Origin of the sequence: Microtetraspora sp. NBRC 16547, from assembly GCF_030268965.1 — a bacterium.
GTDB lineage: Bacteria > Actinomycetota > Actinomycetes > Streptosporangiales > Streptosporangiaceae > Microtetraspora.
Genome location: NZ_BSSE01000002.1, coordinates 215,747 through 241,607, shown reverse-complemented (window position 1 = coordinate 241,607; position 25,861 = coordinate 215,747). Strand labels below are relative to the sequence as shown.

General features: G+C 69.3%; 28 protein-coding genes and 1 riboswitch. Of the genes, 11 read left to right on the top strand and 17 right to left on the bottom strand.

Translation table 11 applies throughout. The features are described 5' to 3' along the window. The first annotated feature begins 255 nt into the window (after nucleotides 1–255). Nucleotides 256–1,161: a ferredoxin family protein gene (locus QSK17_RS03870; protein ID WP_285702973.1), complete on the top strand. Its 906-nt coding sequence runs from the start codon at nucleotides 256–258 to the stop codon at nucleotides 1,159–1,161. A gap of 115 nt (nucleotides 1,162–1,276) precedes the next feature. Next, a complete protein-coding gene (locus QSK17_RS03865; protein ID WP_076434697.1) occupies nucleotides 1,277–1,591 on the top strand; it encodes a WhiB family transcriptional regulator in 315 nt (104 codons plus the stop codon). Between the two features lie 234 nt (nucleotides 1,592–1,825). On the opposite strand, the gene rsgA is transcribed toward QSK17_RS03865, so the two are convergent. Both rsgA and QSK17_RS03855 read right to left on the bottom strand, forming a co-directional pair. After that, nucleotides 1,826–2,950, bottom strand: a complete 1,125-nt coding sequence (rsgA, locus tag QSK17_RS03860) for a ribosome small subunit-dependent GTPase A (RefSeq protein ID WP_285702972.1) — start codon at nucleotides 2,948–2,950, stop codon at nucleotides 1,826–1,828. A 470-nt stretch (nucleotides 2,951–3,420) separates the two neighbouring features. Then, nucleotides 3,421–3,963, bottom strand: a complete 543-nt coding sequence (locus tag QSK17_RS03855; RefSeq protein ID WP_285702971.1) for a MarR family winged helix-turn-helix transcriptional regulator — start codon at nucleotides 3,961–3,963, stop codon at nucleotides 3,421–3,423. 153 nt (nucleotides 3,964–4,116) lie between these two features. On the opposite strand from QSK17_RS03855, the gene QSK17_RS03850 reads away from it, so the two are divergent. The 3 genes from QSK17_RS03850 to QSK17_RS03840 all read left to right on the top strand — a co-directional run bounded on the left by QSK17_RS03850 (nucleotide 4,117) and on the right by QSK17_RS03840 (nucleotide 6,319). After that, nucleotides 4,117–4,887 carry a pirin family protein gene (locus QSK17_RS03850; protein WP_285702970.1) on the top strand — a complete coding sequence of 257 codons (771 nt, stop codon included), beginning with the start codon at nucleotides 4,117–4,119 and terminating at the stop codon, nucleotides 4,885–4,887. 83 nt (nucleotides 4,888–4,970) lie between these two features. Next, complete coding sequence (locus QSK17_RS03845) at nucleotides 4,971–5,321, top strand: GNAT family N-acetyltransferase (RefSeq protein WP_285702969.1); 351 nt, start codon at nucleotides 4,971–4,973, stop codon at nucleotides 5,319–5,321. After that, the gene (locus QSK17_RS03840) at nucleotides 5,318–6,319 is read left to right on the top strand and encodes a pirin family protein (RefSeq protein ID WP_285702968.1); all 1,002 of its coding nucleotides are present in this window, start codon (nucleotides 5,318–5,320) and stop codon (nucleotides 6,317–6,319) included. Before QSK17_RS03845 ends, QSK17_RS03840 begins: the two co-directional genes overlap by 4 nt. Before the next feature lie 31 nt (nucleotides 6,320–6,350). Here QSK17_RS03840 and QSK17_RS03835 read toward each other — a convergent pair whose 3' ends face one another. The 3 genes from QSK17_RS03835 to QSK17_RS03825 all read right to left on the bottom strand — a co-directional run bounded on the left by QSK17_RS03835 (nucleotide 6,351) and on the right by QSK17_RS03825 (nucleotide 8,784). Beyond that, the gene (locus QSK17_RS03835; RefSeq protein WP_285702967.1) at nucleotides 6,351–7,442 is read right to left on the bottom strand and encodes a sensor histidine kinase; all 1,092 of its coding nucleotides are present in this window, start codon (nucleotides 7,440–7,442) and stop codon (nucleotides 6,351–6,353) included. A 292-nt stretch (nucleotides 7,443–7,734) separates the two neighbouring features. After that, nucleotides 7,735–7,902 carry a hypothetical protein gene (locus QSK17_RS03830; RefSeq protein WP_285702966.1) on the bottom strand — a complete coding sequence of 56 codons (168 nt, stop codon included), beginning with the start codon at nucleotides 7,900–7,902 and terminating at the stop codon, nucleotides 7,735–7,737. A 63-nt stretch (nucleotides 7,903–7,965) separates the two neighbouring features. Further along, on the bottom strand, nucleotides 7,966–8,784 hold the full coding sequence (locus QSK17_RS03825) for a dienelactone hydrolase family protein (protein WP_285702965.1): 819 nt from the start codon (nucleotides 8,782–8,784) through the stop codon (nucleotides 7,966–7,968). A 96-nt stretch (nucleotides 8,785–8,880) separates the two neighbouring features. Between QSK17_RS03825 and QSK17_RS03820 the strand changes: the two genes are divergently transcribed. Next, nucleotides 8,881–9,927 carry a GlxA family transcriptional regulator gene (locus tag QSK17_RS03820; RefSeq protein WP_285702964.1) on the top strand — a complete coding sequence of 349 codons (1,047 nt, stop codon included), beginning with the start codon at nucleotides 8,881–8,883 and terminating at the stop codon, nucleotides 9,925–9,927. An 86-nt stretch (nucleotides 9,928–10,013) separates the two neighbouring features. Here the strand turns inward: QSK17_RS03820 and QSK17_RS03815 are convergent, their stop codons facing one another. Both QSK17_RS03815 and QSK17_RS03810 read right to left on the bottom strand, forming a co-directional pair. After that, nucleotides 10,014–11,345 (bottom strand): DHA2 family efflux MFS transporter permease subunit, encoded by a 1,332-nt coding sequence (locus QSK17_RS03815; protein ID WP_285702963.1) that lies wholly within the window; start codon nucleotides 11,343–11,345, stop codon nucleotides 10,014–10,016. A 75-nt stretch (nucleotides 11,346–11,420) separates the two neighbouring features. Beyond that, the gene (locus QSK17_RS03810) at nucleotides 11,421–12,056 is read right to left on the bottom strand and encodes an NADPH-dependent FMN reductase (RefSeq protein WP_285702962.1); all 636 of its coding nucleotides are present in this window, start codon (nucleotides 12,054–12,056) and stop codon (nucleotides 11,421–11,423) included. A gap of 119 nt (nucleotides 12,057–12,175) precedes the next feature. On the opposite strand from QSK17_RS03810, the gene QSK17_RS03805 reads away from it, so the two are divergent. Then, the gene (locus QSK17_RS03805; RefSeq protein WP_285702961.1) at nucleotides 12,176–12,862 is read left to right on the top strand and encodes a TetR/AcrR family transcriptional regulator; all 687 of its coding nucleotides are present in this window, start codon (nucleotides 12,176–12,178) and stop codon (nucleotides 12,860–12,862) included. Between the two features lie 105 nt (nucleotides 12,863–12,967). On the opposite strand, the gene QSK17_RS03800 is transcribed toward QSK17_RS03805, so the two are convergent. Next, nucleotides 12,968–13,372 (bottom strand): glutaredoxin domain-containing protein, encoded by a 405-nt coding sequence (locus QSK17_RS03800; protein WP_285702960.1) that lies wholly within the window; start codon nucleotides 13,370–13,372, stop codon nucleotides 12,968–12,970. A 155-nt stretch (nucleotides 13,373–13,527) separates the two neighbouring features. Next, complete coding sequence (locus QSK17_RS03795; protein WP_285702959.1) at nucleotides 13,528–14,055, bottom strand: hypothetical protein; 528 nt, start codon at nucleotides 14,053–14,055, stop codon at nucleotides 13,528–13,530. A 111-nt stretch (nucleotides 14,056–14,166) separates the two neighbouring features. On the opposite strand from QSK17_RS03795, the gene QSK17_RS03790 reads away from it, so the two are divergent. Continuing rightward, complete coding sequence (locus QSK17_RS03790; RefSeq protein WP_285702958.1) at nucleotides 14,167–17,484, top strand: WD40 repeat domain-containing serine/threonine protein kinase; 3,318 nt, start codon at nucleotides 14,167–14,169, stop codon at nucleotides 17,482–17,484. 69 nt (nucleotides 17,485–17,553) lie between these two features. Here QSK17_RS03790 and QSK17_RS03785 read toward each other — a convergent pair whose 3' ends face one another. From QSK17_RS03785 to QSK17_RS03745, 8 genes are all read right to left on the bottom strand, one after another. Next, entirely contained in the window at nucleotides 17,554–17,976 is a 423-nt protein-coding gene (locus QSK17_RS03785; protein ID WP_285702957.1) for an SHOCT-like domain-containing protein, read from the bottom strand. Between the two features lie 11 nt (nucleotides 17,977–17,987). Beyond that, the gene (locus QSK17_RS03780; protein ID WP_285702956.1) at nucleotides 17,988–18,245 is read right to left on the bottom strand and encodes a hypothetical protein; all 258 of its coding nucleotides are present in this window, start codon (nucleotides 18,243–18,245) and stop codon (nucleotides 17,988–17,990) included. Further along, nucleotides 18,245–18,658 carry a DUF2089 domain-containing protein gene (locus QSK17_RS03775; protein WP_285702955.1) on the bottom strand — a complete coding sequence of 138 codons (414 nt, stop codon included), beginning with the start codon at nucleotides 18,656–18,658 and terminating at the stop codon, nucleotides 18,245–18,247. Before QSK17_RS03775 ends, QSK17_RS03780 begins: the two co-directional genes overlap by 1 nt. 438 nt (nucleotides 18,659–19,096) lie before the next feature. Then, entirely contained in the window at nucleotides 19,097–19,480 is a 384-nt protein-coding gene (locus tag QSK17_RS03765; RefSeq protein ID WP_285702954.1) for a VOC family protein, read from the bottom strand. Between the two features lie 104 nt (nucleotides 19,481–19,584). Next, on the bottom strand, nucleotides 19,585–20,844 hold the full coding sequence (gene glyA / locus QSK17_RS03760; RefSeq protein WP_285702953.1) for a serine hydroxymethyltransferase: 1,260 nt from the start codon (nucleotides 20,842–20,844) through the stop codon (nucleotides 19,585–19,587). A gap of 29 nt (nucleotides 20,845–20,873) precedes the next feature. Further along, a riboswitch (ZMP/ZTP riboswitch) is annotated at nucleotides 20,874–20,970 on the bottom strand. A 179-nt stretch (nucleotides 20,971–21,149) separates the two neighbouring features. Beyond that, nucleotides 21,150–22,097, bottom strand: a complete 948-nt coding sequence (locus tag QSK17_RS03755; RefSeq protein WP_285702952.1) for a YihY/virulence factor BrkB family protein — start codon at nucleotides 22,095–22,097, stop codon at nucleotides 21,150–21,152. 65 nt (nucleotides 22,098–22,162) lie between these two features. Next, a complete protein-coding gene (locus tag QSK17_RS03750; RefSeq protein WP_285702951.1) occupies nucleotides 22,163–22,558 on the bottom strand; it encodes a YccF domain-containing protein in 396 nt (131 codons plus the stop codon). A 40-nt stretch (nucleotides 22,559–22,598) separates the two neighbouring features. Beyond that, nucleotides 22,599–23,393: a TIGR03084 family metal-binding protein gene (locus QSK17_RS03745; protein ID WP_285702950.1), complete on the bottom strand. Its 795-nt coding sequence runs from the start codon at nucleotides 23,391–23,393 to the stop codon at nucleotides 22,599–22,601. Between the two features lie 220 nt (nucleotides 23,394–23,613). Here QSK17_RS03745 and QSK17_RS03740 point away from each other — a divergent pair, with 220 nt between their 5' ends. The 3 genes from QSK17_RS03740 to QSK17_RS03730 all read left to right on the top strand — a co-directional run bounded on the left by QSK17_RS03740 (nucleotide 23,614) and on the right by QSK17_RS03730 (nucleotide 25,860). After that, a complete protein-coding gene (locus tag QSK17_RS03740; RefSeq protein WP_285702949.1) occupies nucleotides 23,614–23,784 on the top strand; it encodes a putative leader peptide in 171 nt (56 codons plus the stop codon). A gap of 204 nt (nucleotides 23,785–23,988) precedes the next feature. Next, nucleotides 23,989–25,668: a nitrite/sulfite reductase gene (locus QSK17_RS03735; RefSeq protein ID WP_285702948.1), complete on the top strand. Its 1,680-nt coding sequence runs from the start codon at nucleotides 23,989–23,991 to the stop codon at nucleotides 25,666–25,668. A 36-nt stretch (nucleotides 25,669–25,704) separates the two neighbouring features. Continuing rightward, complete coding sequence (locus QSK17_RS03730) at nucleotides 25,705–25,860, top strand: DpnI domain-containing protein (protein WP_067131354.1); 156 nt, start codon at nucleotides 25,705–25,707, stop codon at nucleotides 25,858–25,860. Nucleotide 25,861 lies beyond the last annotated feature (1 nt).

Here is a 25,861-nt window from a genome sequence, read left to right as displayed (position 1 = left end):
GGCACCGCGTACGGACGGAACGTGATCGGCGCGTGGCCGGGACGCGGCCGGGACATGGCTGGAGCGCGGGAGATCGGAAGTGTGACGCGAATCTCCTCGCCCACCGGTTGACCCGAGACGGAGGGGTAAGTTGTGACCCCCGCGCGCCTGGGCCCGAGGCCCGATCGATAAGGTTAGTCTTACCTAATTCAGTCGGCAGGACCCCGGTTCTCCCGGCACCAGGACCCGACAGAACGAGAAGGAGGGCGGACCGGCATGGCCAATGGGTGCGGGCACCCCGCCGCACTGCACACAGGTGAGGCGCCGATCCTCGCCAGTGCGACGGTCGGCGCCCGGTTTTGGCTGCTCATCGAGCATTCCGGCCCCTGGGCGGCGCACCTCGACGAGTGCCGGCTTCCCGACGACGTGCACGCCCTGATCGACCGGGCCACCTCGCTCGGCGTGCGGCCGCAGCTGATCCGCCGTCCCGGTCGGCGTCCGGCCCCGGGAGGCCCGCTGCACGTGTTCGTCGCCTCGTCGGCGGGAGCGCGCCCGTGGCTCGCGGAGGGCTCGTTCGAGAGCTCAGACGATCTTGACCTGGGCTCACTCGTGCACGGAGTGGTTCCGGAGTCCTGCATACTGGTGAACGAGCCGGTGTTCCTGGTGTGCACCCACGCCAAGCGCAACGCTTGTTGTGCGCGTCTCGGGCTCCCGCTCGCGCGGTTCCTCGACGAGAACCTCCCGGGCAATGTGTGGGAAACCACCCATGTGGGCGGCGATCGATACGCCGCTAACCTCGTATGCTTGCCACACGGGCTTTACTACGGCAGCATGTCTCAGGCTGCTGCGATCGCGGCGGCAAACGCGTACCGGAACGACGAGGTCGTCCTTGACCGTTACCGGGGGCGCGCGGGTATCCCTGAGCCACTGCAAGCCGCCGAGCATTTCGTCCGTGCACATACGGGCGAGCTCTCGGTCAGCGGGGTGGCCGTGGAATCCTCCCGGTCGGAAGGTGACGCCACCGTGTGCATCGTGCACCACACGAAGCCTGGTGGTCTGTCGCGGTTTCGGGTCGTGGTCGAGCCTGCGGTGTTCGCGGCACCGTGCGGCACGGCCTGCACCGAAGAGATCTCGACCTACAGGTTGGCGGAGCTGAGCGAGCTCACTCCGGCACTGACCTGAGGCTCTGCGAAGAGCTGGGAACACCACGGCTGATCCCGGCGTTGGACCGAGGGACGCCATAAGCGCCCAAATGCGGCATAAACACCGAAATACCTCTCACCAAAGGTGGTTTCTCATGTCTCAGGTACGTCGGCAGCTCGCCCGCCCGCGCCCCAGTTGGGGTTGGCAGGATGATGCCGCGTGCCGGGGAGAGGACCTTGTGCTGTTCTTCGGCCCCGACGGAGAGCGTCAGCCGGAGCGCGACATCCGCGAGCGCAAGGCCAAGGCCATCTGCGCGCAGTGCCCCGTACGTGCCGAGTGCCTCGACTACGCCCTTTCCCGTCCTGAGAAGTACGGCACCTGGGGCGGGCTGAACGAGGACGAGCGCGCTTCCGAGCGTCGCCGCCGGATGCGGCGTGCCGCGAGCGCCGGCATCAGCGCTGTCGCCTGAGCCATCTGAGCGTCTCCCCCGACACGCGTCACACGAGACCGCCGGGCCGTTCCACCCGCCGACCCCAACACGGCGGGCGGAACGCCCGGCGGTTTCGCTGTTCCGACCTGGGACGCCCCGAGTCGTAGGGGTGGCCCGGGCCGACGCGCCCACCCGGACCACCCCTCACGCTCGGGCCGCGATCATGCTCTGGCCCCCATCACACCGGGACCACCCGTAATGCTCGGGCCGCGATCACGGTCGGGCCCGGCCCGACCGGCGCATCTCCATGTGCCTGATCTTCCACTTGCGCCTCTCCTCGCTCTGGAGCCGCGAGTCGCTGCGCCGTGCCATCCAGGCCGCCTCGCGCTGGAGCTTGAACCAGCTCTCCAGCCGCCGCTCCGGCAACTCGCCCGACTCGACCGCCGCCTGTACGGCACAGCCGGGCTCGCCGTCGTGCGAGCAGTCGTCGAAGCGGCAGCTCTCCGCGAGCTCGTCGATGTCGGCGAAAACCAGGTCCACGCCTTCGCTCATGCCGTACAGGCCGACCCGCCGGATGCCGGGCGTGTCGATGATCAGCCCACCGCTGCGCAGCGGGATCAGCTCGCGATGGACCGTGGTGTGCCGGCCCCGGCCGTCGGCCGCGCGGACCTGCTGGGTTTCCATCACCGCCTCCCCCGCGAGCGCGTTGACGAGGGTGGACTTCCCGGCGCCCGACGGACCGAGGATGACCGCGGTCCTGGAACCCTCGAGATAGGACCGGACCAGATCGACGCCCTCGCCGGTCATCGAGCACACGGCGTGCACGTCCACGCCGGGCGCCGCCGCCTCGACGTCGGCGAGCAGGTCGCCGAGGCCGCGCTCGAACAGGTCGGCCTTGGTGATGAGCACGACCGGCCGACCGCCGCTCTCCCAGGCGAGCGCGACCAGGCGCTCGATCCGACCAAGATCCGCGAAGTCGGTGGAATGCATGGACGGCTCGGCCACGAACACGATGTCGACGTTGGCCGCGAGAACCTGGCCCTGCCCGTCACCGGAAAGGCCGCCGCGCGAGTCCCTGCTCACCCCGCCGCGGACGAAGGCCGACGTCCTGGGCAGCACGGCGTCCAGTTCGTAACGGCCCTCGGGCAGGCGGACGAGCGCGACCCAGTCGCCGACGCACGGCAGGCTGACGGGATCCTCGGCCGCGGCCCGGCGGACCCGGGCGCTGTAGCGGGCCTGGAACTGCCCCTCGGCCGCGATGACCTCGGCGGCGCCCCTGTCGACCCTGGCGACGCGGGCGGGAACGGTGCCGGCGGGAAGCGCGAGCTCGTCGCTCCAGCCGAGAAGCGAAAGATCGATGGAACCGCCGATGGAACCAGAAAGCGAATCGGAGAACAACGGGGTGACACCCTTCGGAAAGCGGGTGCCCTGCGATGATCCAGGTCGTGTTCCGGAGACCTGCCCTGCTGCGCGCGGGCGGTGGCGAAACAGTGCCTAGGCGGGCACCCGAGAGTTGGTGGACGGCACGGTCGTCAGAAAGACCCGCATAGTCGTCACCTCCCGAAGTGATGGCCGCATCCGAAAAGCGGCGCCGAGGCAGTACGTTAGCGCACGGCCCGGGCACGGCGGCAACTGGTTTTTTCGTTCCGGATTGTCCCCGGTTCATCCCCGACACGTCCGTCGGGTCTGCCCCCGGTCCACTCCCCCGTCGATCCGCGGTTCGCCCTGCTCATCGCCGGTTCGCGGCGGTCGTTCCCCGCCCGCACATCTGGTTGTGAGCGCGAAAGGCCGCTGGCCGGTTACGGGGTTGGGCTGGCGCGGTACCAGTCGAGGGTGGCGGCGATGGCGTCGCGGGCGGGAGACGCAGATCACACGCGGTTGGAGCGGGGGCCGGCTTCGGGGGCGGCGTCCGCGTTTTCGAGGCGGTCGAGGATCCGGCTGCTCAGCCGTTCGAGCATGGCGACCTCCTCGCGGGTCAGCCCGTCGAAGAAGAACCGCCGCACCACGCCGACGTGACCGGGCGCGGCGGCGGTGATGGCCTGGCGCCCCTTCTCGGTGAGCACCACGAACGCGCCTCGCCCGTCCTCGGAGCACTCCTCACGATCGACCAGGCCGCGGCGGCGCATCCGGGTCAGGTGGTGCGACAGGCGGCTCTGCTCCCACTGCAACCCGTCTTGCAGCTCGAACGGGCGCAGCCGCGCCTCTGGGGTGTCGGTGAGCTGGACCAGCACCTCGTAATCGGCGAGGGACAGGCCCGACTCGAGCTGGAGCTCGCGGTTGAGCCTCGCCGCCACCAGGCCCTGCATGCGCAGGTAGGCCCGCCAGGCGCGCTGCTCGCCCGCGTCCAACCAGGGAGCGTCGGCTCCGGAGCCTGCCCGACCGGAGGGGGCGAGCGGGAAGGGACCGTCCATACCGTCCACCCTACCCCGAATGGATGACACGTCATGCGGTTGCGAAATAGATGATGCGTCATATACGTTGAGGGCGGATGTAGATGACAAGTCATCTACAGGGCCGGACCTCACCTCCGGCACCTCGGGCGAGACCTCCGGAAGGGGAATCCCATGACCAGGACCACACCGACCCCGCGAGTGGACGTCCGCCGCGCGGACGAGCGGTTCACCACCGCCACCACGTGGCTGGATTCCCACCACTCCTTCTCCTTCGGCCGTCACCACGACCCCGGCAACACCCACCACGGCGTGCTGCTGGTCAACAACGACGACCGGGTCCGTCCCGGCACCGGGTTCGACACCCACCCGCACCAGGACATGGAGATCGTCACCTGGGTCATGGAGGGCTCCCTGGTCCACCAGGACTCGACCGGCCACTCCGGCGTGATCTACCCCGGCCTGGCGCAGCGGATGAGCGCGGGCACCGGCATCCTCCACTCGGAGAAGAACGACTCCTGGCGGCTGCAGGGCGGCGCCGCGCACGACGAGCCCGTGCACTTCGTCCAGATGTGGGTCGTCCCCGACGAGCCCGGCATCACCCCCGGCTACGAGCAACTCGAAATCGAGAACGAGCTGCTGTCCGGCGGCCTCGTGCCCGTGGCGTCCGGGATGGACAAGCACGACGGCGTCTCCGCCATCCGGATCAAGAACCGGTACGCCGCGCTCTACGCCGCCCGGCTACGGCCGGAGCAGAGCGTCGAACTGCCCGAAGCTCCGTTCCTGCACCTGTTCGTGCCGCGCGGCACGGTCACCCTCGAGGGTGCGGGCACGCTCGGCCCCGGCGACGCCGTACGGTTCACCGCGACGGGCGGGCAGCGGGTGACCGCGGTCGAGCCCGCCGAGATCCTGGTGTGGGAGATGCACGCCACGATCGCCGCCTGACCGTCACCGCGCTGCGAGTCCGTTCCGTACACACCCGGGATAACGTGGGCGATCCGGGCGCCCATCGAAGGAGCCGAGACGTTATGGAACACACCGAACCACGGGTCGTCGACAACCCGGAGGCCGGCCGGTTCGAGATCACCGTGGAGGAGAAGGTCGTCGGCTTCGCCGAGTACCGGCGCCACGGATCGCAGATCTCGTTCACCCACACCGAGATCGACCCCGCATACGGCGGTCGCGGCCTCGGCTCGACGCTCGTCCGGGGCGCGTTGGACGCGTCCCGGGCCGCTGGGCTGTCGGTCCTGCCGTACTGCCCGTTCGTCCGCGACTACATCGCCCGGCACCCCGGCTATCTCGAGCTGGTGCCGGCCGACCGGCGCGGCCGTTTTTCCCTCCCCGCCGGTGCGGACGACAGCGACGGAGAGTCGGCGTGACCGCCTCGCCGACGCCCGAGGCGTACGAGTGCGCGGCGGCGACGGTGACCGAGCCGGAGAGCGTGCTCCTCGCCGGGCACGACGTCCCGCTCGGCCGCTACACGACGGTGCGTCGGCTGCTGCCGCAGCGGCCGCGCCGGATGGTGGGGGCCTGGTGCTTCGTCGACCACTTCGGCCCTGACGACGTACGCGACCGTCCGGGCATGCAGGTGCCGCCGCACCCGCACACCGGGCTGCAGACGGTCACCTGGCTGGCCGAGGGAGAGATCCTGCACCGCGACAGCCTGGGCAACGCGCAGACGATCGTGCCCGGCCAGCTCAACCTGATGACGGCGGGACACGGCATCGCGCACTCCGAGCAGACGCCGCCGGAGCATCCGGCGGTCATGCACGGCCTGCAGCTCTGGGTGGCGCTGCCCGAGGAGGCCAGGCACGGCGCGGCGCGGTTCGAGCATCACGCCGCGCTGCCGGCGCTGCGCGAGGGCGACGTCACGGTGACCGTCGTGGTGGGCGAGATCGGGTCGCTCCGCTCCCCCGCGCTGGTGCACACGCCGCTGCTCGGCGCCGAGGTGCTGTTCCACGGCCCCGGCCGGCACCGGCTGCCGGTCGATCCGTCGTTCGAGACCGCCGTGCTCGTCATGTCCGGCGCGGCGCGCGTCGCGGGCGTGCCGCTCTCCCCCGGCGCTCTGCTGTACCTCGGGGAGGGCCGCTCCGAGCTGGTGATGGAGGCCGACGAGCCCGCGCGGCTGTTCCTGCTCGGCGGCGAACCGTTCGAGGAGCCGCTGGTCATGTGGTGGAACTTCGTGGGGCGCTCACACGAGGAGATCGTGCGGGCGCGCGACGACTGGATGCGGGACGCCGGTTTCGACGGAGGCGGTCACCCGGCCACCCGCTTCGGCACGGTCGGCTCCTGTGAGGAGGGGCCGCTCCCGGCGCCCGAGATGCCCACCGTACGGCTCAAGGCCCGCGACCGGCACGGCCGCGTCCAGGCCGGATAGGCCGTTTCGGCGCCCCCAGCCGCCTTCCCGGTCAGGAGGAGAGCGGCTGGGTGGGACGCTCCGGAACGCCGACGGGAGCGGGCATCAGGGGAAGGCGCAGCACGAAGCGCGCCCCTCGTGAGGAGTCCTCGATGGTGAGGGAACCGTGGTTGGCCATGGCGGCCTCCCGGCTGAAGGCGAGGCCGAGCCCGCTGCCGCCGGGGTCACGGCGGCGCCCGTCCGCCAGCCGGACGAAGGGTTCGAAGACCCGCTCGCGGTCCTCGGGCGCGATGCCGTCGCCGTCGTCGTGCACCACGACCACGGCCTGATCGCCCGCGCGTTCCACCCGGACGTCCACCCGTGTGTGCGCGTGCCGCTGCGCGTTGGCCAGCAGGTTCCCCACGGCCCCGATGGCGGCCAGCCTGGTGGCGAAGGCGGTCGGGTCGCCGCTGGCGTGGAGTCGCACCTGCACGCCCTGGGATCGGACCGCGATCTCCTCCCGTACCAGCTCGGTCAGGTCGAGCGGCTCGGGAGCCGCCGAACCGGCGTTCTTCACCTTCGTGTACGCGAGCAGCTCGTCGATGATCACCTGGAACCGCTCGGCGCTGCGCAGCGCGGCGCGCAGCGTCTCGTACGGGTCGACCTCGTCGGGGTAGTCGAGCGCCTCCTCGATCTGGGCGCGCAGCGCGGTGACGGGTGACCGGAGTTCGTGGGAGACCAGGGAGGCGAACCGGCGCTGGTTGGTCATGACCTCCTCCAACCGCTCGAACAGCTTGTTGGAGGAGCGGGCGAGCCGCGCGATCTCGTCGTCGCCGCCCGCCTGGGGCAGCCGCCGCAGGCTCAGGTCATTGGTCGTCAGGTCGATCCGCTTCGTGATCGCCTTGAGGGGGTGGAGGATCCGGCCGACCACCAACCAGGTGATCCACGCGGCGGCGGCCGCCACGAGCAGGACGCCTCCGGCGATCCACGCCACGGTGAGCAGCTGCGTTCCTTGCGGGTCAGGCCCCAGCGTACTGCCGCGGGCCACGAAGTCGATGGCCGCGCCGGCCGTGATGAGAACCACCAGGAACAGCGCTCCGAAGACGAGGGTGTACCGGCCCTGGATGGAGCTGGGCAACGGCAGGTGCGGCCTTCGCGATCTCATGGCGGTCTCCCCTCTGACCTCCGGCACCATCAAAGCGACAAACCTTACGAAAACCCCTGACTAATCCCAACATCAGCCAAAGAACGTCAAGCATTATCAAAGCCTGACTAGTTCATTACCTCTCGATGACCTGGCGTCTGATCTCCACGCGCTGACGGCCGGTTTGCCGGAACCGGCCCGCCGGCGTCATCCGCTGTGACCGTTTTTCGCCGTCGCCTCCAGGAACAGCGCCCCGACCAGGCCGTCCATCGCCCCCATGACCTGAGGCGAGGTCCCGCATCAGGGCCGTGGCTCAGTCGCGGATCACGGCCTTGGTGCGCATCAGGAACTCGCCCAGGTACGCGTCGTGCGGGACGCCCAGCGCCATCCAGTACGTCGGGTGGTCACCGATGTACAGGTTCTTGATCGTCGGAATGACCAACTCGATCCGCACCTCGATGCGCACGTACGCGAACAACAACCGCTACCCATGGACCCCGTCCCACGACCGGTGGCCGGTCGTCGAGGGGCGCGGACTCGCGCGTCACCCTCTGAGCCGCTCCTTGAGGAAGGCGATGATCTCATCACGGGCACGCACCGTCGGGTGACCCTGCTCGTCCACGAGATGTGCCGTAGTGACGCTGTGGGCGCACCCGACGGCGTCGCGGAAGAAGGGTGGAGGGCTCGTGTTCGCCACGTCGGCGGGAAGCACGCGGCCGTCGAACGCTTCTCCGAGTAGCTTTCGGTAGGCCGCGAACCGCTGGCCCGTGCACCACCTGTCGTTGTCGAAGCGATAGGCGAGTACCTTCAACCCGTCTCGTTCGACACGTTCGGCCAGGGCGACCGCGTCTTCGTCTCCGATCTCCAGACCCCCGGGGTCGTCGAGCGGCAGCGAGGGATGATTGACGACCGGGGCGATGACGGCCGGTTCGAGTGCCATGGTCAGCGCGAAGTTGCCGGTGAAGCACAGTCCGACCGCGCCGACGCCCGGCCCACCGCACTCCGTGTGCGCGATACGCGCGAGGCCGCGCAGCCACGCCGCGACAGGGCTGGTGCCACCGCCGGCGAACGCACGGAACTCGGCGCTGACGCATGCGCGCCGGACGACGGCCTCGCCTGCCTCGGTGGTCGGGTAGGCGCCGTCGACGCCGAAGAGAGAGGGCAGGTACACGGAGAAGCCGGCATCGCGTACCCAGCGCGCCAACCGCGCGACGTCGGGGCTGATGCCCGGCATCTCGGGCATCAGGATGACGCCGGGTCCTGCCCCGGCGACGTACACGGTCTTGCTGACGTCATCGACGCTGACGGCTCTCCGGGAGAAGTCATCCAAGGGGTCGTCACGCCGCGTTCGCATCGTTGTCATGATCGAGAGTGTGCTGAGACACTGCCCCCACGAGAAGTGGCGATATCGCCATATAGAGCGGCGATATCGCCACCCCCATGGGGAGCCGGAGGAACCATGAAACCGCTGCGCCTGGGCGTGCTCGCGTATCCCGGCTGCTTCGCCTCAGAGGTGTTCGGGATCCCCGACCTGCTGGCCATGGCCGATCACATCGCGGCGGCGCAAGGGTCGGATCGACCGCCGCACGAGGTGTCCGTCGTCTCGCCCCGGCGGCGGGTGGTCGCGTCCGGCGGCCGGGCCATCGAGGCCTCGGCCGTGCGCCCCGTCGACGTCCTGATCGTGCCGGGTTTCGAGCTTTCGCCCAGGCTCGATCTCGACGCGACGCTCGCGAACCTGAGGCCCGAAGTGGCGTCGATTCGTTCGCAGGCCGCCTCCGGCATCGCCGTCGTGTCGATCTGTGTCGGCGCTTTCCTCGTCGCCGAGGCCGGCCTGCTCGACGGGCGCGAGGCGACGACGTCCTGGCTGTTCGCGGACCAGCTCGCCCGTCGATACGCCAACGTGAAGGTGCGCCCCGAGCACCTCGTGGTCACCGATCGCGGTGTGACGACGACCGCCGCCTTCAGTGCCATGTACGACTTCGCGCTCCAGTTGATCCGTGAGCACGACGGCCCCCGCGTCGCCCGCAGCACCGCACGCATCGCGCTCGTCGACGACGCACGCTCCACCCAGGCTCCCTACGTCGACCTGGGGCTGATGCCCGCCGTCGGCCGTGAGTTCTCATTCGCTGTGAAGCGGTGGCTCGACCAGAATCTCGGGGCTCGCTACGACCTGTCCGTCCTCGCCGAGGCGTTTCACGTGAGCACGCGAACCATGCTCCGCCGCTTCGGTGAGGAGGCCGGTGAGACCCCGCTGGCGTACCTGCAATCCGCTCGGGTCCGCCGGGCTCGTCACCTGTTGGAGACGACCGACAGGACCATCGCGCGCATCGCCGCCGACCTCGGGTACGCGGACACGAGCACCTTCAGCGCCATCTTCGCCCGGCACACGGGCCAGCGGCCGCGGGACTACCGCGCCACGTTCCGCCGGCCTGCTCATGTTCGCGAAGCGGGTCGCAACGCCGTAGACCCGCCCATCCCGGAGGAGATCGAGATCCACGAGCGTTAGGGGCGGCAGGGTAGGGCTTTTGATCGGGTTAAGGAAGAAGGACGATCTTGCCCGCCGTGCGGCGACTCTCCAGGTCGGCGTGTGCGTCACCGGCGCGGCAGCAGCAGCGCGGGTACGCCCGCCAGGGCCAGCAGCGTCACCGCCCACCAGTAGGTGTGCTGGAACGCAGCGGCCCGCTGGCTCGGGTCCGTGGCACCGGCCACGTTCGACGCCAGGACCACCGACATCAGCGCCATCCCTATCGATGTGCCGATCTGGGAGGCGATGTTGAGCGTGGTGCTGCCGGAAGGAACGTCGTCGGGGGCCAGTGTGCGGGTCGCTGTCGTGTTGGCCGGCATCATCACCATGCCGACGCCGGCGCCCATCACCAGCATCGCCGCGCACAACCGCCAGTAGGGCGTGTCCGGTCCGAGCTGAGCGCCGAACAGGGACAGCCCGAGCGCGGCGATCGCGATGCCGGAGACGATGGTCACCCTGGGAGACGCCTTGTCGATCCGCCGCGTGGCAATCTGCATCGAGGCTCCCACGGCGATGGCCAGCGGAATGCCCAGCAGTCCCGACTCGGTCGCGGTGAGTGCCCGGGTCGTCTGGTAGTACATGGGCGTCAGCAGCATGGAGCCGAAGTAGCCGGCCGGGAACAGCGTCATCGTGGCGAGGCCGACGGCAAAGGTGCGGTTGCGGAACAGACGCAGATGCAGAAGCGGATGACGTGCGGTCAGGCCGCGCGCGACGAATCCGGCGATCAACAGCAAGCCCGCGACGGCGGGCAGCAGCGCTCCCGGGGTCGTGACGTCGCCACGCTCGCCGCCGGTGGACAGGCCGTAGATCAGCAGCGCCAGACCCGGCGACAGCATCAGCAGACCCGGCACGTCCAATCGGCGCGCCTGCCGCGTCACGTCGCTTGGCAGCAGCCGTGCCGCGAGTACCAGCGCGACCACGGCGACCGGCAGGTTGATCAGGAAGATCCAGCGCCAGGACGCGGCGTCGATCAGCCAGCCGCCCAGGACGGGCCCGCTCGCCGGCCCGATCAGGACCGGGATGCCGAGCACGGCCATCGCCCGGCCCATGCGCTCCCGGTCGGCGGCACGGATGACCATCGCCATGCCGACCGGCACCAGCAGGCCGCCGCCGAGCCCCTGCACCACCCGGAACAGCACCAGAGTCTCGATGTTCCATGACAGCGCCGCCACCGCGGAGCCGCCCGCGAAAAGAGCCAAGGCGGTGAGGTAGGTGCGCTTGCCGCCGAAGCGACCCATGGCCCACGCTGCCACGGGGATCACGGCGGCGACGGCGAGCGTATAGCCGGTCGCTACCCACTGGATGGTCGCGAGGGGCGCGCCGAACGCCGTCGCCAGCGGATGAATGGCGACGTTGACGATGGTCACGTCGAGCACGGCCATGATCGAGCCGATGACCACGACCGTGAGGGTGCGGGCGAGAACCGGGGAAGATCCAGCGGTCCGTGCGGATCCGGTGACAGTGTTCATCGCCTGTCACCCGCCGTATGGGTGGGAGGCGCGAGCGGTGCGCAGTGCTCGCCCCCACCACAACAACTGGTCGATCATGCTCTTGGCGGCGCTCTCGCATATCGCCGTGTCGCGTGGCCTGCCGTCCTCTCCCAGCCCCGACCAGGGGCCGTGCAGGCTGACGGCGTCGCGTACGGTCATCGCGTGCAGTTCGGCGAAGACCTGCCGGAGTTGCTCGACGGCGCGAAGCCCGCCGCCAAGCCCGCCGTAGGACACGAAGCCGATCGGCTTCGCCTGCCACTGCGTGTAGTGCCAATCGATGAGGTTCTTCAACGAGGCCGGAAAGCTGTGGTTGTACTCAGGCGTGATGACGACGAACGCCTCGCCGGCGGCCAGCCGTGGGCTGACGTCGGCGAGAGCCGCCTGGGTTTCCGGGGTGGGGGCGGGAAGGCCGTCCCATCCGGGCATGGCCACGGGAAGCTCCAGGTCGGCGACGTCGATGACGTCCAGTTCGATGTCGGTGCGGTGGCTCACATGGCGGGTGAACCATTCGGCGACCGACGGGCCGGCGCGGCCGCCACGGGCGCTTCCGATGATGACGGCGACCCGGAGCGCGGGGTCGTTCGAAGGCATGGGGTCGTTCGAAGGCGCGGAGTCAGGCATCGCGGTCTCCCTGGTTCTCTCGTTCGTTGCCACGATTCGCGGCACGCCGGGTAAAGTACAACGGACATTGCAAAATATGCAACGCTGGTTGTAATTGCTGGCGTATGGGAGAGGAAGCGATGACCGGCACGGACTCCAGGGACAAGACGAGGGCGGCCCAGCCGCGGCGGGGTCGAGCGGACAAGGCGACGGCGATCGTGCAGGCCGCGTGCCAGGTCTTCGGACGGGACGGCTACTCCCGAGCCGGCATCGACACGATCGCCACCGAGGCCGGCGTCTCGACTCGCACCATCTACAACCACTTCCCGGGCGGGAAAGAGGAGTTGTTCCGCTCCGTCATGCGGTGGAGCTCGGAGCGCGTCAGGGACGAGCAGCTCGCGCAACTGCGCAGGTATCTGGATCCGGAGCGTCCGCCGCATCCCGCCGACCTCGAACGTGACCTGCTCGCCTTGGCCCGCGCCTGGGTCGGCCTGATGACGGACTTCCGCGACCACTTCGCCCTGGTGCGACACATTTATGCGGAAGCCGGGCACATTCCGACCGATGTCCTGGACGCCTGGCAGGAGACCGGGCCGCGCGCAGTGGGCGGCGAGTTGACCTCCGTCATGGCCGCGTTGGATGACCATGGCCTGATCGACGTCCACGGTGACCCGGCCCAGGCCGTCGTTCATTTCATGGCGTTGATCTCAACCGAGATCACGCAACGGTCCTACTGGGGGGTCAGCCCGCTCCCGCAGGAGGAGGCCGACCGGCTGACCGCCGCCGGAGTACGGGCGTTCCTGCGGGCGTACGGCTCCGCAGGCTGACGTGGCGCCGCCCGGGAACACGATCGGCCAACAGCTATGTAACTGACGTCGAAGGCCTCGGCCATGCCCCGGGCGGCCGGGCGTGACCGCTCCCGATCAGGTGGATTAGGGAAGCTGCCCGCGCACCCATCCAGGATCGGGGTTGACGTACGGCCGGCCCGCCACCACCACGGTCGGCACCGTCTCATCGCCACCGGTGGCGGCCCGCACCGCCGCCGCACCCGTCGGGTCACGCCAAATGTTGACCCAATGCAGTCGGCGGGCATCGCGGCCCAACCGGATCCGCAGCCGCAGGCAGTACTTGCAGCCCGGCCGCCAGTAGACGATCGGCCGGCCGTCGACCGCACTGCGGCGTTGCGCCTCAACCGCGCCGATCGACCTCGGGAACGCCAGCGGCGAGTACAGTCCGGCGAGCAGCACGAACAGCAGCAGCGATACAGCGGCGCCGCCCGGGGACCCCGTGGCGATTCGCGCGGCCGCAACGATTACGCCGACGACCACGAACAACATCGGCAAGATCCATGCGCGCACCACGATGGCACAGGCTATCGGAGGCGCCGCGAGGATTCTCAGCCGCACTCCGATGATCGGTGGTGGCGGGCGGACGCCGGGGACCGTCCGCGGTTGGGCGGCAACGGTTCACGGTCGCCGCCCGCAGGCATCGGCTACTCCCACACGGCCTTGGCGAGGATGGCGCCCAGCTCCGGCGTCTTCCAGTGGTCGACGACGATCACCTTCTTGGCCTTCACGTACCAGACGCGCTGGGTGTAGGAGGCGGCGTTCGCCTTGCTACCGTCGCAGGACACCTTCCACTCGGTGAACAGCGCCTGCTGCCCGGTCCCGAATGCCGCCTTCGAGGTCTTGACGCGGGTGGCCTGCCCGCTGAAGTACTTCTTCATCGGCACGCACTCGGTCACGCCGCTGCTGGGGTGGTAGGCCTGGTCAGTCCGGTACGGGTTGCCCTCGGAGGCGTACTTGATCGCCTGGGCGCCGCCCAGCAGGAAGCTCTGGCACTCGGCGGCCTGAGGAGAGCAGGCGCCGGTGATGACGCGCAGGTTGACCCCCTCCTTCTTGACGTGCCACTGGAGGGGGACCTGGATCGTGAACCCCTGGAACGTCACCGGCTTGGTGGCGACATGAGCGGTCGAACCGGTCATGGCGAGGGAAGCGCTGAGCGCGAGAGTCAGGATCATGAGCGGTGATCCTAGGGTGATCATGCTCAGCGTCGTCAAGATTGTTGAGATGTGCGAAAAAGCACTCCTGTTTCGCAGAACTCTCTGAGCGATCTTCGCATCCAAAGTCCCGTGGAAATTCTCGTTTCGGGCGATCCCCAGCGATTGGGCGGATATTGGCTCGCAGGCCGGCTGGGCGCCGGCGGCCAGGGGGTGGTCTACGAGGGCTACGCCGAGGACGGCACCCGCGTGGCCATCAAGGTGCTGCACGGTGATCAGGTGGCGCAGCTGGCCAAGGAGGCCGCGGCCGCGCAGCGGGTCTCCTCGTTCTGCACGGCGCGGGTGATCGAGGCGAACCTGGAGGGACCCAGGCCCTACCTGGTCAGCGAGTACGTTCCCGGACCCAGCCTGCGCAGGGCGGTAGTGGACGGGCGCAGATTCCACGGCGGTGACCTGCACCGGCTGGCGACGGCCGTGGCCACCGCGCTGACCGCGATCCACGACGCGGGCGTGGTGCACCGCGACCTCAAACCGGACAACGTGCTGCTCGGTCCCGACGGGCCACGCGTCATCGATTTCGGCATCGCCAGGACCGCCGAGATGTCGCTGACCGCGACAGGAATGGTGACCGGCACCCCCACGTACATGGCGCCCGAGGTGTTCAGCGGGCAGCGGGCGGGCGCGCCCGCCGACGTGTTCGCCTGGGGCGGCATCGTGCTGTTCGCGGCGACCGGGGTCGACCCGTTCCAGGCGGAGAGCCTGGGCGGGGTGATGCACCGGGTCCTGTCCTCCAGCCCCGACCTGAGCGTGCTGCCCGAGTCCGTGCGATCGCTGGCCGCCGCCGCGCTCATGAAGGACCCGCGGGAACGCCCGTCCGCGCGGCAGCTCCTGCTCGCGCTGGTCAGCGGCGACGGCAGGATCGACACCGGGCGGCTGCTCGCCCGGGGCAACCAGGCCGCCGCCCAGATGATCGGGGCCGATGACGACCCGGCGCTCGGCACGCTGGCGGAGAAGTCGTACGAGCTGCTCGGCCCGGCCGAGCGCGAGCTGGCGCCGGAGGTGTTCCTGCGGCTGGTCACGGTGGGCGAACGCGACGAGCTGTCAGTACGGCACGCCGGCCTGTCCGAGTTGGTGGAGGACAGGCCGCTGCCCGAGGTGTCGGCGATCACCAGGATCCTGGAGGTGTTCGCGTACCTGCTGGGCAGAGACGGCGAGGAGATCTGGCTGGCCCACCCCGCGCTGCCGCTGGCCTGGCCCCGCCTGCGCCGCTGGGTCGACGCCAACCGTGACGGGCTGAGCGTGCACGGGCAGATCCTGGCCGCCGCCAAGCGGTGGGCGGTCGGCGGGCACAAGGACGGCGACCTGTTCCAGGGCACCGCTCTGGAGAACGCGCTGCAGTGGGCGGCCACCTCGCGAAGGAACATCACGCTCTCCCTCGCCGAGCGCGACTTCCTGGAGTCGTCGGCGCGACAGACCAGACGCCGGGCCAGGCGAACCAGGCTGGTGTCGCTGAGCCTCGCGGGCGTCCTGGTCATCGCGGTGGCGGCGGGCGGGCTGGCCGTATGGCAGGGCGCGGTCGCCGACTCCCGGGCCGAGCTGCTGGCGGCGCAGTTGAACACGTCGGAGTCGATCCGCCTGGCCGCACTCGCCGACACGACCAGGCGAACGGATCCGCGCCTGGGCATGCTGCTCAGCGTGGCGGCCTGGCGGCTGCAGGCCACGCCGCAGGCCAGGGCGGCGCTGAACGCCTCGCAGGCCCAGCGCGAGCGGGCCATGTTCCGCGACCCGTACGGATCGAGCCTGGCGGAGCTGGGTGCCGACGGGCGCACGCTGGTGAGCATCGGCGACGGCCAGGCGCGGCTGTGGGACGTACGCAGCGGCAGGCAGATCGCGTCGATCCTCGATCTCCGGCTCGACGGCGGCAAACTGACGTGGATCCAGCTGTCGCCCTCCGGTCGCACGCTCGTCGGCGCGAACGGCACCCACGCCGGGGCCTGGGACACCCGCTCCGGGAAACTCGTCAGCTCGTGGGCGTACCGCCGCCTGGCCTATCTGACCAGCGGTTGGATCGCGGCCGTCAAGAAGAACGAGGGCGCCGAGGCGACCATCGACTCCTCGCGGCGTGTGAAGGGCAAGAACGGCGTCGTAAGCCCCGACGGCACCTGGCACGTCGCGTACGACAGCTTTCTGACGATGACCAACCTCAAAGAGGGCTGGTCCGAGGACGTCGGCAAGGGCACCTACAACAGAGGTGAGCCGATCTTCAGCGGAAACGGCCGGTTGCTGGCCACGCTGTCGCGGGAGGGCGTCCAGTTCTGGCGGCTGCCCGACTTCGAGCTGCTCACCAAGGCCGAAGTCCTGGGCGACGGCGACACGGGGATGATGCCGACCGGCGGCGCCTTCGACGGCTCGACGTTCCGGTATCTCATGGGCGATCAGGTCTTCTCCGTGGACGTCTCCGACCTGATGGCGTCGCGTGAGGGTCCGCCGGAGGAGGAGCCCGTGGACCGGGCGACGTTCAGCAAAGACGGCCGGTACCTGATGGTCACCGACGACGAGGGCTCTGCCACGATCCGCGCGGTCGCCACGGGGAAGACCACGGCCACCATCCCTACCCCGGACACCTTCGACTTCAGCGGTGACGGCCGGCTGGCGGGCACAGCCGGCGGCCAGGTCAAGGTGACGGATCTGGCCACGGGCAAGGCGCTGGCCGCCTTCGCGGCAGGGAAAGGGAGCTCTCTGCCGTTCTTCAGCCCTGACGGGACCAGGCTCGCGATCGTGCGGAGGTCCACCGTCGAGCTCTGGGACTGGCGCTCGGGCCGCAGGCTGTGGCAGGCGGCGGTCCCGGCGCCTGCGGCGGCGGCGTTCTCACCTGACGGGCGGCGTATTGCCGTCACCGGACGAGACCAACGGCTCCTGGACATGGCCACCGGCAAGCAGATCGGCCGGCCCTTCGGCGACGAAGGTGGCCTCGAGGCGTGGTTCACTCGCTCGGGCAAAGTGCTGGCCGTGTTCGACGACAGGGGACGTTTCACCCGCTGGGACATCGACAGCCGCGCAGTCGTCGGGGTCCCAACGCGGAACTTATTCGGGCGCGAAGCCGCGTACTCGCCCGTCGAAGACCTCATGGCGCTCCCGGGTGTCAAGGGCAGGGCGCTGCTGCTTGACCCGGTGTCCGGCACCCTGCTGGGCCACTCCGCCGACACGGGCGGCGGGCTCGACCCCGGGATCGACATGCTCTGGTCCGTGGCCTTCACCCCCGACGGGAGCGAGCTGCTCACCGCGGACAGCAGCGCCAGGATCAGACGGTTCCCCGTGGCCGCGCCGGCCGTGGCCGCGGCGGTCTGCGCCAAAGCCGGACGGTCGCTGACGACCCAGGAGTGGGCCCGCTTCGTTCCCGCGCTCCCCTACCGGGAGATCTGCCCGTCCACGACCCCGCGCGTGCCGTGACGCCGTCTGGGCGCGGCCTCGGGAGGGTGTTCCAGCACCCTCCCGGGGGCCCGTCCAACGGGACGGCGCCTACTCGCAGAAGATACGCACCTGGGCATCGGGCTGGTCGATCTCCACGGTCATCTCGTCGAGGTGCTCCACGAGCGCCTCGAGTTGTTCGGGCTTGATCTGTTTCAGGTCGAACGGCACGCCCGACTTGTTGAGTTCGGTGTTGGCCCGATCCAGCGCCTGCGGCGGGATCAGGGCCGCCAGCTGTACGCCGGCCCGGATCAGCTGCAGCGGTACCCGAATGTCGACCCGCCCCGGCTCGCCGTCCTCAAGGGTGTTCACCATCAGTCGCAGGTACTTCGCCTTGCCCTTCGGTCGGGCGTCGAGTCTCGACGCCGCCGACGGCTGGTCCCGTTCGAGCGCGGCGATGAGCTGCTCCGCCTCTTCTGTGGTGATCTTGCCCTCGGCCAGCATGTCGAGGATGTCCTTGCGCTGTTCGTTCATCGGAATCTCTCCTATCGGATAGCTACGAGCACTCCCGTACGGCCCTGTTCGATGTCGAACCGGGTGCCGGGCAACGCGGAGACGATGCGCCAACCGGTGCCGAGCGCCCGCACCACATCGATGCGGTACACCAGGCAGGCCACGGCCGCCCCCAGGACGGCCAGGACCACCACCGGTGAGAGCACGAGCACGACGGGAAGCACCGGGACCCAGATCCGGATGGGGCGACCGTCCCGGCGTTTGACCCGTACGGTCAACAACTGCGGCATCACGTCCGGCCCTCCATTTCGGACAATGCCTGCTGTGCGGTGATCTCGCCGCGGCGCAACCGATCGATGACCTCGGCCCGTGACGGCCCCGGATCGATCTCGACGAAGTCGAGCATCTGGGTGATCCGGTTCAGTCGTGACTTGATCGTCGGGTAGCTCACCCCGAAGATCCGTTCCATCTGCTTGATGGAACCGTGGCACCGCACGAACGCCGTGACGAAGATCTGATCCTCGACGCTGAGCTGAGCCAGTTGCGGTAGCTCGAACTCGCCCTCGATCGCGATGCCGCTTCCTGCCAGGCGCACCCGCTCGACGACGAACGGCTGGCCCCGGGTCAGGTTCGTGAGTTCCTGCCAGTCCATCGCCTGTTCTGTCATATTTAAAGCTATACCGGGCTCGCATTCAACTTTCAAGATGTTGATCTTGATTTTCTTAAAGCAGCACTTCCTTTGGGCTCCTTGCTGGTCCGCCGCCCCGCCCTGCCGCCCGAACGGCGTCCGGACGCAACTCTTGAAGCGAAAACCCCGGTGGACCGCTGACCTCGTCCAAGTCGCCGGGGCTAGGGCGTTACTTTCGGATCACCTTGCCGTGCAGATGAGGATGGCTGCGAGGTGGAGTGCGGCCCGGTAGGCGGTGGCGGTCTTGTCGCATCGCATGGCCAGGCCGCGCCAATGCTTGAGCGTGTTGATGCACCGTTCGACGGTGTTGCGCTGCTTGCAGGCGTCGCGGTCGAAGGCCGGCGTCGATGAACAAGGCGGAACTCAAGCGCAAGCTCGGGTGCTGACACCGACGAGCAAAAACCCCCGGCCTCACTCGAACGGCCGAGCGGCTTGGCGCCAGGAAGCACGTGGTCAGAGGGGCTTGAGCCGGGTGTGCAGGAGGCAGAATTCGTTGCCTTCTGGGTCGGCCAGGACGTGCCAGTTCTCGGTGCCGGTCTGGCCGACGTCGACGGGCCTGGCGCCGAGAGCGAGCAGCCGCTCCAACTCGGCGTCCTGGTCGCGGTCGGTGGCGTTGACGTCGATGTGCAGTCGGAGCTTCCCGGCCCGCGGGTCGCTGCTGGGGCTGAGGATGAGGGTGGGCTGCAGGCCGCCGAAGCCGACGCCGGGCGGCCCGATCTCGATGCTTCCGTCGTCCTCCCGGCCGAGTTCGACGTAGCCGAGGACCTTGCTCCAGAATGCGGCGAGCCGGTCGGGGTCGGCGGCGTCGATGACCAGCTCACTGATGCGGCATGCCATGCCCGTCAGTGTACGTAGACAACCCGGGACGCACCGGCTGGGGACGCCGTGAACGACGCGTGGCCACGCCCCCGGAAGGGACGTGGCCACGCGTACGCGAACGGTCAGGAAAGTCCGGGCGCCGGGAACTTGGCCGTCAGCTCGCTGACCTCGCCGTGAACGCGAGCGATCACGTCCTCGGCGTCGCCCTTGGCCACCGCGGTGACGACCTCGTCGATCCAGGCGCCGATCTGGCGCATCTCCGCCTCGCCCATGCCGCGCGAGGTGACCGAGGGGGTGCCGATGCGGATGCCCGACGGGTCGAACGGCTTCCGCGTGTCGAACGGGACGGTGTTGTAGTTCGTCTCCAGACCCGCCCGGTCGAGCGCCTGGGCGGCGGGCTTGCCGCCGACGCCCTTCGGGGTCAGGTCCATCAGGATGAGGTGGTTGTCGGTGCCGCCGGACACCAGGTCGAAGCCCCGCGAGGACAGCTCCTCGGCGAGCGCCTTGGCGTTCTTCACGACCTGCGCGGCGTACGCCCTGAACTCCGGCTGGGACGCCTCGCGCAGGGCGACGGCGATGGCGGCGGTCGTGTGGTTGTGCGGACCGCCCTGCAGACCCGGGAAGACCGCCTTGTTCAGGGCCGTCGCGTGCTCGTCGGAGGTGGCCATCAGCATGGCGCCGCGCGGGCCGCGCAGGGTCTTGTGCGTGGTCGTGGAGATCACGTCGGCGTACCCGACCGGCGACGGGTGGGCGCCGCCGGCGACGAGACCGGCGATGTGCGCGATGTCGGCGGCGAGGACCGCGTCCACCTCACGGGCGATCTCGGCGAACGCCGGGAAGTCGATGGTGCGCGGGATCGCGGTGCCGCCGCAGAAGATCAGCTTGGGCCGGTGCTCCAGCGCGAGGGCGCGGACCTCGTCCATGTCGATGCGGCCGTTGTCCTTGCGCACGCCGTACCGGACGGGGTTGAACCACTTGCCGGTCGCGGAGACCGACCAGCCGTGCGTGAGGTGCCCGCCGAACGGCAGGCCCATGCCGAGGACGGTGTCGCCGGGCTTCAGGAACGCCATGTAGATCGCGAGGTTGGCCGGGGAGCCGGAGTACGGCTGGACGTTGGCGTGGTTCACGCCGAACACCGACTTGGCCCGCTCGATCGCGATGGTCTCGATCTGGTCGATGACCTGCTGGCCCTCGTAGTACCGCTTGCCGGGGTAGCCCTCGGAGTACTTGTTCGTCAGAACGGTCCCGGTGGCCTCCAGCACGGCCCTGGAGACGTAGTTCTCCGAGGCGATGAGCTTGACGGTGTCGGCCTGCCGCCGCTCCTCCGCCTTGATCAGCTCGGCGATCTCGGGATCGACGACGTTCAGCGAGTTCTCAGCCATTGGCGCCTTTCCTTGTCAACATCGACAGCCGCGGTGACCCAGGCGCACGGCCTCCGCACGTTCGCTTCCCAGTGGTGCCCCACCTAGCACGTGCCCGAGGGCACGTCAGCGCCAGTCGCGACGTCTCCACCCTATCTGAGCCTCGGGTACGGCTCACGCCCGCGAGACCCGGAACGTCACGGAACGCCCCGGCCTGGAGGCGTACGCGCCGGGCGACCCGCTTCGCCGTCCCGACGTCGTCCCGCCGACAATCATCCGGCGATCATCCAGCGGTCACCCAGCGATCATCCGGGGCCATCCGGCGGTCATTCGGACTGGCGGCGGGCCGTGCCGGCCAGGGGCCACATCCGGTCCACCTCGGCGTTGAGCGTCGCGCCGATGAGCACGGCGAGCGCCGTGATGTAGAGCCAGAGGAGCACGGCGATCGGAGCGGCGAGGGAGCCGTAGATCGACAGCGGCGTGAACCACGCCGCGAGCACCTCGCGCAGGACGGCGCCGCACACGATCCAGATGATGAGCGCGAGCACGGCTCCGGGGACCTCGCGCCACCAGCGGGTCCGCATCGGCACGCTGACGTGGTAGAGCAGCGTGAGCATGAACACGGAGCCGACGATCACCACGGGCCAGTAGAACACCGTGACGAGCACGCTGTAGCTCGGCAGCGCCCCCGCGAGCAGCGTCGGGCCGATGACCAGCACGGGCATGACGATCATGCCGATGAGCAGGGCGGCCAGGTAGAGCCCGAAGGACATGACCCGGGTCCGGATGATCCCCCGGGTCTCCCCCAGGCCGTACGCGATGGAGATGAGGTCCACGTAGACGAAGAGGGCCCGGGAGCCCGACCACAGCGACAGCAGGAACCCCACCGAGATGAGCGAGACCTGCCCCCCGCTGAGCACGTCGTTGAGCAGCGGCTGGACGACCCGGTCCACGGTGTTCGCGGTGAACAGCAGCTCGGCCTGGTCGATCACCCACTGCTTGATCTGCAGGACGGTCTGGTCGCCGAGCAGGCCGCTCAGGTGGCCCATCACACCGAGTAGCCCGAGCACGAACGGCGGCAGGGAGAGGAGCGCGAAGAAGGCCGCCTCCCCGGCGAGCCCAGTCACGCGGTAGTTGACTCCCGCCAGGGTGGTGGACTTGGCCAGCGCCCACGCGCTCGACCCTCGGACCCAGTCCATGCGGGCCCGAGCGCGTGCCATGCCCCGGCGCGAGTCGTGTCTCGGCCGGTGGGTGGGCGCGTCGGCGGACGTCATGGCATCTAACCGTATTCGCACAGGCGGTGTGTCATGACACCGATGAGTGAATCAACGACTACCCGTTACCGTGACGAATAGTACGGATTGTCCGCGTCCACGATACGGGCGCCGAGCGGCAGAAGCGATACGGGAATCATCTTGAGGTTGGCGATACCCAGCGGAATGCCGATGATCGACACGAACAGCGGGATCGCGGTGACGATGTGCCCGATCGCCAGCCAGATCCCGGCGAAGATCAGCCAGATGACGTTTCCGATCGTCGTCAGGACGCCCGCCCGAGGATCCCGGACGACGGTGCGCCCGAACGGCCACAGCGCGTACGCCGCGATCCTGAACGACGCGATGCCGAACGGGATGGTGATGATCAGGATGCAGCAGATGATCCCGGCGAGCACGTAGCCCAGGGCGAGCCACACGCCGGCGAAGACCAGCCAGATGACGTTCAGCAGTGTCCGCATATGTTCATCATGGCTCACGCTATCTCCCGATATGGCGGGCCTATCCGCGCGTTCCGGGCGCTCGTCCCTTACCCGCCGGCCCCGCGAACGCCTGGGCGACGGACATCCACGCGCGGGCGGTCTCGCCCGTCACGGTGAGGGAGGTGTCGGCGACGTGGCACCGCTGCGTGACGACCAGGCAGAAGTCGGCGACCGAGCCGCGCACGACGTCCGGGACGCCGTCCGGCCCGGAGACCCACCACGTGCCGTCCGGCATGGCGAGCTCCACCCTGACCGGCGCCTCGGGCACCGGCAGCCCCCGCACCGCGAAGCCGTACGGCAGGGCGCGCACGCCCAGCATGGCCACATGGCGCAGCCTCATGCTCGGCGCGCGCTCGATCCCGAGGGCGTCGGCCACGTCCTGTCCGTGCGCCCATGTCTCCATCAGGCGCGCGGTGGCGAACGAGGCGGGCGACATGTCCGGGCCGTACCACGGGAGCCGCGCACTGGGGTCGACCGCGCCCAGCGCCTCGGCCATCCGGGCTCGTGCCGTGCGGAACCACTCCAGGACCTGCGGCGGGGCCAGCTCGCGGGCGGCGGCGGCCAGATCGTCCACGGCGGCCTCGCCCCTGGCCATCAGGGCCGCGCGCGCGGCGCGGAACCCGTCGGGGTCGGTCAGGGCGGAGGTGGCGGCGTCGTCGAACCAGGCCAGGTGGGTGATCTGGTCGCGGACGGCCCACCCCTCCGCGGGAGTGGGCAGTTCCCAGCCGGGAAGGTCCAGAGCACGCACCATCGCGTACAGCTCGCTCAGGTCGGCGATCAGTTCGGACATCAGCTCGGACTTGGAAACGACCATGGCACACCCTCCTGAACGGCGAGCGTAACGGAATATTCTTCTACCGGAAACAGCGAGATCATGATCTGCGACGCCTGCAAGAACCGGCGGCACGACGAGTGCCGCGGCGGTTCGTGGTGCGACTGCCAGCACCACGAACCGGCCGAAGAGGCCACCCGGACGGAGCCGGCGCAGAACTGGATCAGTCAGGGCTGACCGCGCCGTCCGCGTCGACGTCCACATGGACGCTCGCATCGACATGCACAGCGACGTCCACATCGTGAAACCGAACTTGGACATCAAGGACGCCCCGGGTATCGTCTGGGACATGCCAGCGGACCCGTTGCTCGTCGTGCGACGCCACGTCGACCTTCTGCGCGTCCGCAGCGCCATCTGTATCGACGCCCGTTGACCGTCGCCCGTCTGCTTCTGACATTGGGCGCGTGATCAGGCGTCTTTTTCGTGTTTTTCCGTGTTCGCTCCCCGTACTCGACGATGAGGCGGGACCGCCTGAGGCACGCGTTCGAGGTCACTTCTGTGACCTTCCACCTGGTTTTCGACCTGGTTTTCGACCTTAAGGATCCGCAGTCGGATCCTTCGGATTAAGGACGCCCTCATGAGCACCCCGGCCCGCCCGGCGAACCGCCACCACAAGCGCCCGCGCGGCGAAGGCCAGTGGGCTCTCGGTTACCGTGAGCCGCTGAACAAGAACGAGGAGAACAAGAAGGCCGACGACGGGCTCAACGTCCGTCAGCGGATCATCGACATCTACTCCAAACACGGGTTCGACTCGATCGACCCGGCCGACCTGCGCGGCCGGATGCGCTGGTACGGGCTGTACACCCAGCGCAAGCCCGGGATCGACGGCGGCAAGACCGCGATCCTGGAGCCGGAGGAGCTCGACGACCGCTACTTCATGCTCCGTGTGCGCGTCGACGGCGGCCAGCTCGACCTGGAGCAGCTCCGCGTCATCGCCGACATCTCCAACGAGTACGCCAGGGGCACGGCCGACATCACCGACCGGCAGAACATCCAGCTCCACTGGATCGAGATCGAGTCGGTGCCGGACATCTGGAACCGTCTGGAGGCCGTCGGCCTGTCCACCACCGAGGCGTGCGGCGACACCCCGCGCGTCATCCTGGGCTGCCCGCTCGCCGGGATCGACGCCGACGAGGTGATCGACGGCACCGCCCAGATCGCCGAGATCACCAGCCGGTACGTCGGCGACAAGGCGTTCTCCAACCTGCCGCGCAAGTTCAAGACCGCCATCAGCGGCTGCTCCGCCCACTGCACCGTGCACGAGATCAACGACATCGCGTTCGTCGGCGTGACCCACGAGGGCGAGCAGGGCTTCGACGTCTGGGTCGGCGGCGGCCTGTCCACCAACCCGATGTTCGCCAAGCGGCTCGGCGCGTTCGTCCGGCCGGAGCGGGTGCACGAGGTATGGGCCGGCGTCTGCGGCATCTTCCGCGACTACGGCTACCGCCGGCTGCGCCACCGGGCCAGGATCAAGTTCCTGATCAACGACTGGGGCGCGGAGAAGTTCCGCGAGATCCTGGAGACCGAGTACCTCGGCTACCGGCTGCCCGACGGGCCCGCCCCCGAGGAGCCGCGCGGCGGACGCCGCGACCACGTCGGCGTCTTCCCCCAGAAGGACGGCAACTTCTACGTCGGGTTCGCGCCCAAGGTCGGCCGGGTCAACGGCGACAAGCTACGCGAGATCGCCGACATCGCCGAGCGGCACGGCTCCCGCCGGGTCCGCACCACGGTCGAGCAGAAGATGGTCGTCCTGGACGTGGCCCCCGACCAGGTGGACTCGATCGTCGCCGAGCTGGAGGCCGCCGACCTCCGCGTCACCCCGTCGACGTTCCGCCGCCAGACCATGGCCTGCACCGGCATCGAGTACTGCAAGCTCGCCATCGTCGAGACCAAGGCCACCGCGGCGAAGCTGATCGACGAGCTGGAGACCCGGCTGCCCGACTTCGCCGAGCCGCTCACGATCAACGTCAACGGCTGCCCGAACTCCTGCGCCCGCATCCAGGTGGCCGACATCGGCCTCAAGGGGCAGCTCGTCGTGAACGACAGGGGCGAGCAGGTCGAGGGCTTCCAGGTCCACCTCGGCGGCTCGATCGGTGTCAACCCGAACTTCGGCCGCAAAGTCCGCGGCCTGAAGGCCACCGCCGAGGAACTCCCCGACTACGTCGAGCGCGTCGTACGGAACTTCGAGAAGCAGAAGAACGACGGCGAGACGTTCTCCGAGTGGGTCCACCGCGCCAACGAGGCGGACCTCACGTGACGGCCGGCACCGGGCGAGACGGCAGGCGACATCGTCATGAGTGAGCGCGCGGCCCCCTACTACTGCCCCTACTGCGGTGACGAGGACCTGGAGCCGTACGCCTCCGAAGAGGAGAGCTACGGCTGGTACTGCCGCTCCTGTGCCCGCGCCTTCCGCGTGAAGTTCCTGGGCATCGGCGTACGGCACAGCTAGC

What these genes read in the sequence shown, in the direction of transcription:
- QSK17_RS03755 (WP_285702952.1), bottom strand. Translation starts at nt 22,097, where the DNA reads ATGACGTCCGCCGACGCGCCCACCCACCGGCCGAGACACGACTCGCGC.
- QSK17_RS03730 (WP_067131354.1), top strand. Translation starts at nt 25,705, where the DNA reads ATGAGTGAGCGCGCGGCCCCCTACTACTGCCCCTACTGCGGTGACGAG.
- QSK17_RS03855 (WP_285702971.1), bottom strand. Translation starts at nt 3,963, where the DNA reads ATGGACGGTCCCTTCCCGCTCGCCCCCTCCGGTCGGGCAGGCTCCGGA.
- QSK17_RS03845 (WP_285702969.1), top strand. Translation starts at nt 4,971, where the DNA reads ATGGAACACACCGAACCACGGGTCGTCGACAACCCGGAGGCCGGCCGG.
- glyA (WP_285702953.1), bottom strand. Translation starts at nt 20,844, where the DNA reads ATGGCTGAGAACTCGCTGAACGTCGTCGATCCCGAGATCGCCGAGCTG.
- QSK17_RS03810 (WP_285702962.1), bottom strand. Translation starts at nt 12,056, where the DNA reads ATGCCTGACTCCGCGCCTTCGAACGACCCCATGCCTTCGAACGACCCC.
- QSK17_RS03850 (WP_285702970.1), top strand. Translation starts at nt 4,117, where the DNA reads ATGACCAGGACCACACCGACCCCGCGAGTGGACGTCCGCCGCGCGGAC.
- QSK17_RS03745 (WP_285702950.1), bottom strand. Translation starts at nt 23,393, where the DNA reads ATGGTCGTTTCCAAGTCCGAGCTGATGTCCGAACTGATCGCCGACCTG.
- QSK17_RS03780 (WP_285702956.1), bottom strand. Translation starts at nt 18,245, where the DNA reads ATGCCGCAGTTGTTGACCGTACGGGTCAAACGCCGGGACGGTCGCCCC.
- QSK17_RS03825 (WP_285702965.1), bottom strand. Translation starts at nt 8,784, where the DNA reads ATGACAACGATGCGAACGCGGCGTGACGACCCCTTGGATGACTTCTCC.
- QSK17_RS03835 (WP_285702967.1), bottom strand. Translation starts at nt 7,442, where the DNA reads ATGAGATCGCGAAGGCCGCACCTGCCGTTGCCCAGCTCCATCCAGGGC.
- QSK17_RS03795 (WP_285702959.1), bottom strand. Translation starts at nt 14,055, where the DNA reads ATGATCCTGACTCTCGCGCTCAGCGCTTCCCTCGCCATGACCGGTTCG.
- QSK17_RS03805 (WP_285702961.1), top strand. Translation starts at nt 12,176, where the DNA reads ATGACCGGCACGGACTCCAGGGACAAGACGAGGGCGGCCCAGCCGCGG.
- QSK17_RS03800 (WP_285702960.1), bottom strand. Translation starts at nt 13,372, where the DNA reads ATGTTGTTCGTGGTCGTCGGCGTAATCGTTGCGGCCGCGCGAATCGCC.
- QSK17_RS03820 (WP_285702964.1), top strand. Translation starts at nt 8,881, where the DNA reads ATGAAACCGCTGCGCCTGGGCGTGCTCGCGTATCCCGGCTGCTTCGCC.
- QSK17_RS03735 (WP_285702948.1), top strand. Translation starts at nt 23,989, where the DNA reads ATGAGCACCCCGGCCCGCCCGGCGAACCGCCACCACAAGCGCCCGCGC.
- QSK17_RS03765 (WP_285702954.1), bottom strand. Translation starts at nt 19,480, where the DNA reads ATGGCATGCCGCATCAGTGAGCTGGTCATCGACGCCGCCGACCCCGAC.
- QSK17_RS03870 (WP_285702973.1), top strand. Translation starts at nt 256, where the DNA reads ATGGCCAATGGGTGCGGGCACCCCGCCGCACTGCACACAGGTGAGGCG.
- QSK17_RS03750 (WP_285702951.1), bottom strand. Translation starts at nt 22,558, where the DNA reads ATGCGGACACTGCTGAACGTCATCTGGCTGGTCTTCGCCGGCGTGTGG.
- QSK17_RS03740 (WP_285702949.1), top strand. Translation starts at nt 23,614, where the DNA reads ATGGACGCTCGCATCGACATGCACAGCGACGTCCACATCGTGAAACCG.
- QSK17_RS03785 (WP_285702957.1), bottom strand. Translation starts at nt 17,976, where the DNA reads ATGAACGAACAGCGCAAGGACATCCTCGACATGCTGGCCGAGGGCAAG.
- QSK17_RS03865 (WP_076434697.1), top strand. Translation starts at nt 1,277, where the DNA reads ATGTCTCAGGTACGTCGGCAGCTCGCCCGCCCGCGCCCCAGTTGGGGT.